The organism is Streptomyces albidoflavus, assembly GCF_000719955.1.
Lineage (GTDB): Bacteria > Actinomycetota > Actinomycetes > Streptomycetales > Streptomycetaceae > Streptomyces > Streptomyces albidoflavus.
On the sequence record NZ_JOII01000063.1, the window covers coordinates 1 to 11,034 of the forward strand.

At 73.6% G+C, this 11,034-nt stretch carries 11 protein-coding genes; 3 read left to right on the plus strand and 8 right to left on the minus strand.

Annotated elements, in window-relative coordinates; all coding sequences use genetic code 11:
* Positions 1-100 precede the first annotated feature (100 nt).
* The 6 genes from IF45_RS0130485 to IF45_RS0130510 all read right to left on the minus strand — a co-directional run bounded on the left by IF45_RS0130485 (position 101) and on the right by IF45_RS0130510 (position 5,164).
* The gene (locus IF45_RS0130485) at positions 101-757 is read right to left on the minus strand and encodes an ArsR/SmtB family transcription factor (RefSeq protein ID WP_003950541.1); all 657 of its coding nucleotides are present in this window, start codon (positions 755-757) and stop codon (positions 101-103) included.
* 107 nt (positions 758-864) lie between these two features.
* A complete protein-coding gene (locus IF45_RS0130490; RefSeq protein ID WP_030310803.1) occupies positions 865-1,848 on the minus strand; it encodes a glycine betaine ABC transporter substrate-binding protein in 984 nt (327 codons plus the stop codon).
* On the minus strand, positions 1,845-2,708 hold the full coding sequence (locus IF45_RS0130495; RefSeq protein ID WP_010642716.1) for an ABC transporter permease: 864 nt from the start codon (positions 2,706-2,708) through the stop codon (positions 1,845-1,847). Before IF45_RS0130495 ends, IF45_RS0130490 begins: the two co-directional genes overlap by 4 nt.
* A complete protein-coding gene (locus IF45_RS0130500; RefSeq protein WP_030310805.1) occupies positions 2,705-4,015 on the minus strand; it encodes a betaine/proline/choline family ABC transporter ATP-binding protein in 1,311 nt (436 codons plus the stop codon). Before IF45_RS0130500 ends, IF45_RS0130495 begins: the two co-directional genes overlap by 4 nt.
* On the minus strand, positions 4,008-4,655 hold the full coding sequence (locus IF45_RS0130505) for an ABC transporter permease (protein WP_003950545.1): 648 nt from the start codon (positions 4,653-4,655) through the stop codon (positions 4,008-4,010). Before IF45_RS0130505 ends, IF45_RS0130500 begins: the two co-directional genes overlap by 8 nt.
* A gap of 38 nt (positions 4,656-4,693) precedes the next feature.
* Positions 4,694-5,164, minus strand: coding sequence for an Lrp/AsnC family transcriptional regulator (locus tag IF45_RS0130510; RefSeq protein ID WP_030310807.1), 471 nt, complete (start codon positions 5,162-5,164; stop codon positions 4,694-4,696).
* Positions 5,165-5,296: 132 nt separating this feature from the next.
* Between IF45_RS0130510 and hppD the strand changes: the two genes are divergently transcribed.
* Positions 5,297-6,460 carry a 4-hydroxyphenylpyruvate dioxygenase gene (gene hppD / locus IF45_RS0130515; protein WP_003950547.1) on the plus strand — a complete coding sequence of 388 codons (1,164 nt, stop codon included), beginning with the start codon at positions 5,297-5,299 and terminating at the stop codon, positions 6,458-6,460.
* Between the two features lie 90 nt (positions 6,461-6,550).
* Here the strand turns inward: hppD and IF45_RS0130520 are convergent, their stop codons facing one another.
* A complete protein-coding gene (locus IF45_RS0130520) occupies positions 6,551-8,053 on the minus strand; it encodes a tetratricopeptide repeat protein (RefSeq protein ID WP_242534279.1) in 1,503 nt (500 codons plus the stop codon).
* Positions 8,054-8,165: 112 nt separating this feature from the next.
* On the opposite strand from IF45_RS0130520, the gene IF45_RS0130525 reads away from it, so the two are divergent.
* Positions 8,166-9,575: an FAD-binding oxidoreductase gene (locus tag IF45_RS0130525; protein ID WP_174905235.1), complete on the plus strand. Its 1,410-nt coding sequence runs from the start codon at positions 8,166-8,168 to the stop codon at positions 9,573-9,575.
* Between the two features lie 84 nt (positions 9,576-9,659).
* On the opposite strand, the gene IF45_RS0130530 is transcribed toward IF45_RS0130525, so the two are convergent.
* Positions 9,660-10,136, minus strand: a complete 477-nt coding sequence (locus IF45_RS0130530) for an SsgA family sporulation/cell division regulator (protein WP_008414233.1) — start codon at positions 10,134-10,136, stop codon at positions 9,660-9,662.
* A gap of 311 nt (positions 10,137-10,447) precedes the next feature.
* Here IF45_RS0130530 and IF45_RS0130535 point away from each other — a divergent pair.
* Positions 10,448-11,034 (plus strand): DUF2510 domain-containing protein (locus tag IF45_RS0130535; protein ID WP_030310816.1); only part of this gene is annotated, 587 nt, incomplete at its 3' end.

Here is an 11,034-nt window from a genome sequence, read left to right on the forward strand (position 1 = left end):
GTGGCGGGCGGGTCGCAGGGGGACGGTTCGGGGGCGGGGGCGGAGGGGAGGGCGCGTACGGCCTGGGTGTGGAGGAGGTGGTGGACGTCGGGGTGCGGGGTCATGACGGTTCCTCCGTGGAGTCCGGGTGGCGGGGGGAGGTGTCGCGGGGGAAGCCGTGCAGGTGTACGCGGTAGGGGGCGGCGTCCTCGGCGTCGGCGTTCTGCGCTTCGTAGGCACGGAAGGACTCCAGCAACTCACCTGCGCGCTCCCGGAGTTCCACGGCCTGGGCCGGGGTGAGGCGGTAGCTGTAGTCGCTCAGGTCGTACGCCTCCTGCCACGCGGTGGGCCACTCGTGGCGGGTGCCGAGCCAGGTCGACAGCTCCTCGGTGTGGTTGTCGGCGACCTCGTGCATCAGCACGTCGACGGCGCCGCGCTGGACGGGGTCGGCGAGGTTGAGGCGGTCCGGCTCCAGGCGGATGCCCTGTGAGGTGGCGCGCCACCACCGCTCGCGCCCCTTGCCGTGCTCGGGCGCGTCCTCCACGAAGCCGTACGCGGCGAGCTGGCGCAGGTGGTAGCTGGTCGCGCCGCTCGACTCGTCCAGCCGGACGGCGAGTTGCGAGGCGGTGGCGGGCCCGCTCTCGCGCAGCGCCCGGAACAGCCGCATGCGCAGGGGATGGGCGAGCCCGCGCAGGGAGCGGGGATCGAGGGTGCGGACCTTGTGTTCCGAAGGTGCCGCGTGCCGGGGCGTGGCGCCGGACTCTGAGGGAGAAGGCATGCCAGAAACGTAAGGTTGCAAAGACTGCTTTGCAAGCAGTTCTTTGCAGGGATTTCTTTGCAAGGGAATCTTTGCAAGTGGACGCGCCTGTTCCTCGCGCCCGTTCCTCAGTCCTTGACGAACCCCTCCGCCAGCATCCACTCCAGCGCGACCGTGTGCGGGTCCTGCCCCTGCACCGCCACCTTGGAGTTGAGTTCCTGGGCGATGGCGTTGTCGAGCTTGGCCGTGATGGGGGCCAGGACCTCGGGGATGGCCGGGTACTTCTCCAGGGCCTTGGTGTTGATCTCGGGGGCGACGTTGTAGTTGGGGAAGAAGTTCTTGTCGTCGTCCAGGACCGTGAGGTGGAGCGCCTTGATGCGGCCGTCGGTGGTGTACACCTCGCCGAAGGTGCAGGACCGGCCGCTGGACAGTTCGGTGTAGACGATGCCGCCGTCCATCTTGCGGACGTTGGAGGCGGGGATGTTCATGCCGTACTTCTTCTGCATCCCCGGCAGCCCGTCCTGGCGGGAGGCGAACTCGCTCTCCACGCAGAGCGTCACCGCGCCCGGGTCGCGCTTCGACAACTCCGCCACCTGCGAGAGGTTCTTGATGCCGTACTTCTTCTCCGTCGCCGGGTTGACCGCCAGCGCGTAGGTGTTGTTGAGGCGGGCCGGGGGCAGCCAGGTGATGCCGTTGGCCTTGTCGGCCTTGCGGACCGCCTCCCACTGCTCCTGCGGGTCGACGATCGGCTCGGTGTTGCCGAGGTAGGTGATCCAGGAGGTGCCGGTGTACTCGTACATGGCGTCCGCGTCACCCGACTTGACCGCCTCGCGGGCGCCGATCGAGCCCTGGATGCCGGTGCGGTCCAGGACCGAGGCCCCGGCCGCCTGGAAGGCGATGCCCATGATGGCGCCGAGGACCAGCTGCTCGGTGAACTCCTTCGAGGTGACGGTGAGCTTCGCGCCCTCCAGCGGGCGCCCCTTGCCCACGGTGCCGGGCCGGACGTCGTCCACCATCGGGCTGCCGCTGGTCAGGCCGCAGCCGGCCAGCAGGGCTGTGGAGAGGAGCAGGGCCAGCCCGGCCCGGGCCCGTACCGCGCGTGACCGGATCACGTGCCCACCTCCAGGCCGCGCGGACGCAGCAGCAGTTCGGCCAGCGAGGCCAGCCAGTCGACGAGCAGGGCCAGCGCCACGGTGAGGATCGAGCCCAGCACCAGGACCGGCATCCGCTGGTTGGTGATGCCGGTGGTGATGAGGTCGCCCAGGCCCCCGCCGCCGCCGAAGGTCGCCAGGGTGGCGGTGCCGACGTTGAGGACCAGCGCCGTGCGGACCCCGGCCAGGATCAGCGGGACCGCCAGCGGCAGTTCGACCTTGAGCAGGACGCCGCGCGGGGACATGCCGATGCCCCGGGCCGCCTCCAGCAGCGTCGGGTCGTTGGCCTTCAGCCCCGCCACGGTGTTGGAGAGGACCGGCAGCACGGCGTAGATGATGATGCCGATGAGGGCGGGGCGCTCGCCGATGCCCAGCCAGATGACCATGAGGGCCAGCAGGCCGATCGCCGGGGTGGCCTGGCCGATGTTGGCGAGGGCGGTGGCGAGGGGGGCGGCCCGGCGCAGGCGCGGGCGGGTCAGCAGGATGCCCAGCGGGATCGCGATGATCAGCACGAAGAAGGTCGAGATCACGGTGAGCTGGATGTGCTGGCGCAGCCGCAGCCAGACGTTGCCGCCGCCCAGCGCGTTCTCCGAGATGGCGTCCAGGTCGGCGCCCCGGAACCACAGCCAGGTGCCGAGCAGCACCAGCAGCAGGAAGACCGGCAGGAAGGTCAGCTTCTGCCAGCTCACCCGCCGGGCGGGCTTGCGCGGGCCGTCCGGCTCCGGGGCCGGCCGGTCGTCGTGGTCGGCCTCGCCGTCGTCGCGGAAGAGGTGGCCCTGCGCCTCGTGGGTGCCCGAGTCGCGGGGAGCGGGGTGGCTCATGCGCCCGCCTCCCCGCCGCCCGCCCCCGGCTCCCGCTCGGCGCGCTGGTCGGCCAGCTCCTGCTGGTGCTCCATCGCGTCGAGCCGGTCCTCCTCCAGCATCTCGTGGACCGAGTTCATCAGGGTCTCCATGTCGACCACCCCGGTGTACTCGCCGCGCCGCCCGGTCACCGCGACCCGGCCCGCGTTGTCGGTGAGGACCGCCTCCAGCGCGTCCCGCAGCGTCGCGTCCCGGGTCACCGTGTCGTGGACCAGGGTGCCCGCGGCCGCCAGCGAGCCCTTGGCGCGCATCAGGTCGCCGCGCCGCAGCCACTTGTAGGGGCGCCCGCGCCGGTCCAGCATCAGCAGTTCGTTGGTACGGCCCGAGCGCAGCGCCTCGAAGATGCCTTGCAGCGGGTCGTCGACGCCCACCGTCGGCCAGTCGCGGATCTCCACGTCCCGGACCCGGGTCAGGTTGAGCCGCTTCAGGGCGGCGCCGGCGCCGACGAAGCCGGAGACGAAGTCGTCGGCCGGGTTGGTGAGGATCGCCTCCGGGGTGTCGAACTGGGCGATCTGCGAACGGTCGCGGAGGACCACGATCCGGTCGCCGATCTTGATCGCCTCGTCGAAGTCGTGGGTGACGAAGACGATCGTCTTGTGCAGCTCGTGCTGGAGCCGGATCAGCTCGTCCTGGAGGTGGTCGCGGGTGATCGGGTCGACGGCGCCGAAGGGCTCGTCCATCAGGAGGACGGGCGGGTCGGCGGCGAGCGCCCGCGCCACCCCGACCCGCTGCTGCTGGCCGCCGGAGAGCTGGCGCGGGTAGCGGCCCTGGAACTCGCCCGGGTCCAGGCCCACCAGGTCGAGCATCTCCTCGACACGGCCCTTGATGCGGCTCTTGGACCAGCCGACCATTCTCGGGACGAGAGCGATGTTCTGCCCCACCGTCATGTGCGGGAAGAGGCCCGAGGACTGGATCGCGTACCCGATCTTGCGGCGGAGGCGGACCGGGTCCATGTCGGTGACGTCCTCGCCGCCGATCCGGATGCGGCCGCTGGTCGGTTCGATCAGGCGGTTGATCATCTTCAGCAGGGTGGTCTTGCCGCCGCCGGACGGGCCGACGAAGACCACCGTCTCGCCCGCCTTGATCTCCAGGCTCACGTCGTCCACCGCCGGGACGGAGGTGCCCGGGTACCGCTTGGTCAGGTGCTCCAGCTCGATCGAGGCGCCCGAGGCCGTGTCGTCGCCGGGCGCCGCCTCGGCGAGCGTCGCGCCCGCCGCCGAGGGGCCGGGGCTGTCGGGGGACTCGGGCGTTGCGGGCGACTCAGGCACGGATACCCCTCGGAATCGTCAGGCGGCCGATCAGCACGTACGCCGCGTCGAACAGCAGGGCCAGCACGATCACGGCGAGCGTTCCCGCCAGGACCTGGTTGAGCGCGTTGGCGCTGCCCAGGGAGGAGATGCCGCGGAAGATCTCGTTGCCGAGCCCCGGGCCGGAGGCGAAGGCCGCGATGGCGGCGATCCCCATCAGCATCTGGGTGGAGACCCGGATGCCGGTGAGGATCGGCGGCCAGGCGAGCGGCAGTTCCACCCGCAGCAGCCGGGCCCACCGCGACATCCCGATGCCCTTGGCCGCGTCCACCAGCGTCGCGTCGACCCCGCGCAGCCCCACGATGGAGTTCCGCACGATCGGCAGCAGCCCGTAGAGGGTCAGCGCGATCACCGTCGGCGCCACACCCAGTCCCACCAGCGGGATCAGCAGGCCGATCATGGCCAGCGAGGGGACGGTCAGGATGGAGGAGGTGGTCAGCGTCGCCAGGTTCCCCGCCCACCCGCTGCGGTAGGTGGCGACCCCGATCAGCACTCCGATCACGGTCGCCACCACCATGCACTGGAAGACGGCACTGGCGTGCTGGTAGGCGTCGGCCAGCAACTGCTGGTGCCGGTTGCCCAAGTACTCCCAAAAGTTCACTGCTGACACCGCGCCCTTCGCTTCGGGAGCGGTCGCGCTCAGGTCTCCCGGGCCGCCTGCTCCACCAGGGGGATGACGCGCAGCGGCACCGGGTTCTCCATCACGATCGCCGTGGCGGCCCGGACGATGCCATCAAAACCCACAACCCGGTCGATCACCCGCTGGAGGTCGCCGTTCGAGCGGGCCACCAGGCGGCACAGCATGTCGCCCTCGCCGGTGATGGTGTGCAGCTCCAGCACCTCCGGGACCTGGGCCAAGTGCGCCCGTACGTCCGGGCCCTGGCCCTGGCGGATCTCCAGCGTCGCGAAGGCGGTGACGCGGTAGCCGAGGGCCACCGGGTCGACGTCCGGGCCGAAGCCGCGGATGACTCCGTTCGACTGAAGGCGGTCCATCCGCGACTGCACCGTGCCGCGCGCCACCCCCAGCCTCCGGGACGCCTCCAGCACGCCAATCCGAGGCTCCCGCGCCAGCAGCACGATCAGCCGCCCGTCCAGCTCGTCGATGCCCATCAGGCCACCCTCCCCAGTTCCGTATGGTCATCCTGTACAGATGAGCCGCCCATACTGACGGGTCACCGGACACCTTGCCCAGTACTTTCGCGAACTATTGCGCACCTTGCGGAACGGGGCGAAGCTGCGGCCATGGCAGCGACATCGACGAACCCCCAGGCCCCCCAGTCCGCCCCCACCACCGCGCGTGAGGCCGACCCGTTCCCCGTCAAGGGAATGGACGCCGTGGTCTTCGCGGTCGGCAACGCCAAGCAGGCCGCCCACTACTACTCCTCCGCCTTCGGGATGAAGCTCGTCGCCTACTCCGGACCGGAGAACGGCAGCCGCGAGACCGCCTCCTACGTCCTGGAGAACGGCGGGGCCCGGTTCGTCCTCACCTCCGTCATCAAGGCGAGCACCGAGCGCGGTGCCTTCCTGGAGAGCCACGTGGCCGCCCACGGCGACGGCGTCGTCGACCTCGCCATCGAGGTGCCGGACGCCCGCGCGGCCTACGCCTACGCCGTCGAGCACGGCGCCACCGGCCTGGAGGAGCCGCACGAGGTCAAGGACGAGCACGGCACCGTCGTCCTCGCCGCCATCGCCACCTACGGCAAGACCCGCCACACCCTGGTCGAGCGCTCCGGCTACTCCGGCCCGTACCTGCCCGGCTACGTCGCCGCCGACCCGATCGTCGCCCCGCCGGCCAAGCGCACCTTCCAGGCCATCGACCACTGCGTGGGCAACGTCGAACTCGGCAAGATGAACGAGTGGGTGGCGTTCTACAACAAGGTCATGGGCTTCACCAACATGAAGGAGTTCATCGGCGACGACATCGCCACCGAGTACTCCGCCCTCATGTCGAAGGTGGTCGCCGACGGCACGCTCAAGGTCAAGTTCCCGATCAACGAGCCCGCCATCGCCAAGAAGAAGTCCCAGATCGACGAGTACCTGGAGTTCTACGGCGGCGCCGGCGTCCAGCACATCGCGCTCGCCACCAACGACATCGTCCAGACGGTGCGCACCATGCGCGACGCCGGTGTCCAGTTCCTCGACACCCCCGACTCGTACTACGACACGCTCGGCGAGTGGGCCGGCGAGACCCGGGTGCCGGTCGAGACCCTGCGCGAGCTGAAGATCCTGGTCGACCGCGACGAGGACGGCTACCTGCTCCAGATCTTCACCAAGCCGGTCCAGGACAAGCCGACCGTCTTCTTCGAGATGATCGAGCGGCACGGCTCCATGGGCTTCGGCAAGGGCAACTTCAAGGCCCTCTTCGAGGCGATCGAGCGCGAGCAGGACCGCCGCGGCAACCTCTGACCAGGGCCCCGGACCCAGCCCCGACGGGGGGCGACGGCCCGCCACCCGCGCGACGGGAGGCGGGCCGTCGGCGTACCCGGACCGGTCCTCTCACGCGGGCGGCGGTCCCCAGGCCGGCTCGCCCAGCGCCGCCAGCTCCCGGCGCGCCCGCTCGGCGTGGAGCGGGGAGAACTGGGGGGCCAGCCGCAGGGCGCGGGTCAACTGGCGGCGGGCCGCGCCCCGTTCGCCCAGTGCCAGGTGGACCATGCCCAGGTGGTAGGCGGGCCGCGCGGTGTTCGGGCCGTCCTTCACCGCCGCCCGCAGCCGGGGCAGCGCCTCCGCGGACCGCCCGGCCTTGTGCAGGGCCCACCCGAGGGCGCCGGACGCCGCCGGGCCCGGATGGCGCCGGTGCTCCTCGGTCAGCAGCCGCACCGCCTCGGCCGGGTCCCCGTGGTCCGCCTCCAGCCGCCCGAGCGCCGGCTCCTGCCGTACGCCGTCCCGGGCCAGGGCCGCCGCCTGGTGGCGGGCGAGCGAGAAGTGGTCGGCCGCCTCGGCGGAGCGGCCCAGCGCCAGCAGCAGTTCGCCCGACTCCACGGCGTACCCGGGGCGCGGCGCCGCCGCCCGGGCCCGTGCCCACGCCGTCAGCGCCTCTTCGCTCCGGCCGAGCCCGGCCAGCGCGCGGGCCCGCCCGGCCGCCGCCCCGTCGTGCTCCGGCTCGGCCCGCAGCGCCCCCTCGTACCGGGCCAGCGCCGTCTCCGCCTCACCCCGCTCCCAGGCCAGGTCGCCGGCGCGGGACAGGGCGGCGGCCCGCTCGGCCGGGGTCGCCGCGCGGGCCGCCGCGTCGTACACGGTCGCCTCCGCGTCCTCCCGCCAGCCCCGCTCCCGGTGCACCCAGGCCGCCGCCACCTCCGCGACCGGCCCCGGCCGCACCTTCCGCAGCCGCTCCAGCGCCCGGTCCGCCCCCTCGGCGTCGCCGGTCCCCGGGTACGCCTCCAGCAGCACCCGGTACGCCCCCACCCGCCCCGGCGCCCGGTCCCGCGCCGCCTCGCCCCAGCGGACCGCCCCCGCCCAGTCCTGCCGCGCCGCCGCCAGCACCGCGAGCCCGGTCAGCGCCCGCACGTCGGGCGTACCGCCCTGCGCCAGGGCGCGCTGGAGGGCGCGTTCGGCCTCGGTGTACGCGCCCGGGGCGCCGGAGCGCGCGGCGCGTTCGGCGAGGGCGGCGCCCAGCACCGCCCAGGAGGCCCGGTCGGCCGGTGCGCGGCGTACCCGCTCCCGCCGCTCGCCGATCAGCGCGGCCAGGTCGGCCAGGGCCGCGGGGCGCCCCGCCCCGGCGGCGGCCAGCGCCCGTCCGGCCGGGGTGAGCGGGGCGGGGGCGGCCCGGTCCTGGCCGAGCCGGTCCACGGCGACGACCCCGCCGCCCGCCAGCAGCAGACCGACGCCGACCGCCGCCGACAGGCGCGGCCCCCGGCGGCGCGGACGGCGCGCGGCGGGCGGCGGGGGAGCGCCCGGCACCCTCTGTCCCAGGCGCGGGCGCGGGGTGCGCGCCACCCCGGCCGGCGGCGTGCGGGGGCCCGTCCGCAGCCCCGTCCCGGGCCGCCCTGTCTCCCTGTCCATGCCGCATACTGTGCGCCAGTACGACGATCGCACCGCCGCTCAAGCCGCTGGTCGCCGACGGGTTCACACCAATGGCCGCCGGTGCCACCCTGTGCCCATGCCTGAGCCGCAGATGCCCGCGCCCCCCGCCGCAGAGCCGCCCGCACCCCCCGGCCCCACCGCACTCCTGGACCGGCTCCGCGAGGGCCTGCCCGCCGAAGCCGTCCTCACCGACCCCGACGTCACCGCCGCCTACGCCCACGACATGGCGAGCTTCTGCGAGGCCGGCAAACCCGCCGCCGTCGTGCTGCCCCGCACCACCGAACAGGTGCAGCACGTCATGCGGACCGCCACCGCCTTCCGCGTCCCCGTCGTCCCGCAGGGCGCCCGCACCGGACTCTCCGGCGCCGCCAACGCCGTCGACGGCTGCCTCGTCCTCTCCCTGATCAAGATGGACCGCGTCCTGGAGATCGACCCGGTCAACCGCATCGCCGTCACCGAACCCGGCGTCGTCAACGCGGTCCTCTCCCGCGCCGTCGAGGAACACGGCCTCAGCTACCCGCCCGACCCCTCCTCCTGGGAGACCTGCACCATCGGCGGCAACATCGGCACCGCCTCCGGCGGCCTGTGCTGCGTCAAGTACGGGGTCACCGCCGAGTACGTCCTCGGCCTCGACGTGGTCCTCGCCGACGGCCGCCTCCTGACCACCGGCCGCCGCACCGCCAAGGGCGTCGCCGGGTACGACCTCACCCGGCTCTTCGTCGGCTCCGAGGGCAGCCTCGGCGTCGTCGTCAAGGCCGTCCTCGCCCTCAAGCCCCGCCCGCCGAGGCAGCTCGCGCTGGCCGCCGAGTTCCCCTCGGCCGCCGCCGCGGGGGACGCCGTCTGCCGGATCATGGCCGAGGGGCACACCCCGTCCCTGCTCGAACTCATGGACCGCACCACCGTCCGCGCCGTCAACGCGATGGCCCGCATGGGCCTGCCGGAGACCACCGAGGCGCTGCTGCTCGCCGCCTTCGACACTCCCGACCCCGCCGCCGACCTGGCCGCCGTCGGCGCCCTCTGCGAGGCCGCGGGAGCCACCGGCGTGGTCCCCGCCGACACCGAGGCCGAGTCCGAACTCCTCCTCGCCGCCCGGCGGATGTCGCTGGTCGCCCTGGAGGCGGTCAAGGGCACCACGATGATCGACGACGTCTGCGTCCCGCGCTCCCGCCTCGCCGAACTCCTCGAAGGCGTCGAGGAGATCGCCGCCCGGTACGACCTCACCATCGGCGTCTGCGCCCACGCCGGGGACGGCAACACCCACCCCACCGTCTGCTTCGACGCCACCGACGCCGACGAGGCCCGCCGCGCCCGCGAGTCCTTCGACGCGATCATGGCGCTCGGCCTGGAACTCGGCGGGACCATCACCGGGGAACACGGCGTCGGCGTCCTGAAGAAGGAGTGGCTCGCCCGCGAACTCGGGCCCACCGGCGTCGAGGTGCAGCGCTCGCTCAAGGCCGCCCTCGACCCGCTCGGCCTCCTCAATCCGGGCAAGCTCTTCTGACCCGCCGCCCTCCTCCGCGTCAACCCGGCGCGCCGAAGGGACGTACGGCGCGTCGGGTTGACGCGGAGGAGGGGCGCGCCGGGTTCACTCACCGTCCGGCCCGGGCGCCTCCTCCGACCACGGGTCGCCGCGCCACAGGTCGTCCGCCGGGGCGGGCTCCAGCAGCCGGGCGAGCCCCGCGTCCATCTCCAGCCGCTCGTGCTCCGTACCCGGCGGCACCAGGGTCAGGGTGCGGTCCAGCCAGGCCGACACCGCCACCGACGGCGCCTGGAGCAGCGCGTCCCCGTCCGGTGAACTCAACGCCATCAGCAGCACGTTGCGCCCGCCCACCTTCGACGGCCAGATCCGCACGTCCCCGTGGCCGCACGGCCGGAACACCCCCTCCACCAGCAGTTCCCGCGCGAACGTCCAGTGCACCGGGTTCTGCGAACCCAGGTGGAAGGTGACACTCACCGCGAACGGATCGGCCGCCGCGTAGACCAGCCGTGCCGGTACGGCGATGCTCCGCTCGGGCGAAAGGACCAGCCGCAGTTCCAGCTCGCGTTCCACAACGGTGTTCATCTCGGTGCGCTCCTCAGCTCTCCCGCAAAGTCCGTCCCCCGGGGGGCCGGACGTCCTGCCGTCCGCCTGCCCCGGCAGGGCCGCCGAACGGTCCGTCACCAGGCGAGAGCGCGCCCGATGCCGGGCATTACGCGACTTCGGCGGAGAATTTTCTCCGCCGCCCCCGCGACCGTCCGCGAACCCCCCTCCGTACGGTGCCCGGCACTCTCCACGAGCGGACCGGTCCGCGCACACCGGCCCGCCGGACAGGGGAGTTCTGATAAATGTGGACGCCACCACAACACCCCCGAACAGATACGGGACGACGGACCATGAGCGCCCCAACCCCGGCACCCGGTGACGACAGGCCCCGCCCGGCCTACTACCCCGACCCGTCCATCCCCGGCTACATCCGGTACTGGAACGGCGCCTCCTGGGTCCCCGGCACCAGCCGCCCGGCCCCCGCCGCCGGCGAACCCCTGCCCGCACCGCCCCCGGGCTCCGTCCCCGCCACCCCGGCCCCCGCCGAGGAGACCGGCCCCGTCTTCCTCGACGAGGACCCGGCCGCCCCCAGCGCCGAGGGCCCGGCCCGCGACAGCGCCTGGGGCGCCGACCCCGCCCGCCAGTCCGGCTTCGGCGGCGCCCCGGACCACCGCGTCTCCTGGGGCGGCCCGGAGCCCGCCGTCCCCGACCCGCGCACCGGCGAGCCCGCCGCCCCCGCCAAGCCCGTCGAGGGCACCCTGACCTTCCGCCGCCCGTCCGGCCCGGTCGCCCCGGCCGCCCGCCGCGAGACCGCCGGGCCCTCCGGCCTCGCCCAGTCCCCGGTCGACCCGCGCGGCACCTCGGCCCCGGCCACCCCCACCACCCCCGCCCCGCGCCAGGACCCCGGCACCCTGCCGATCCGCGCCCTGCCCCGCAC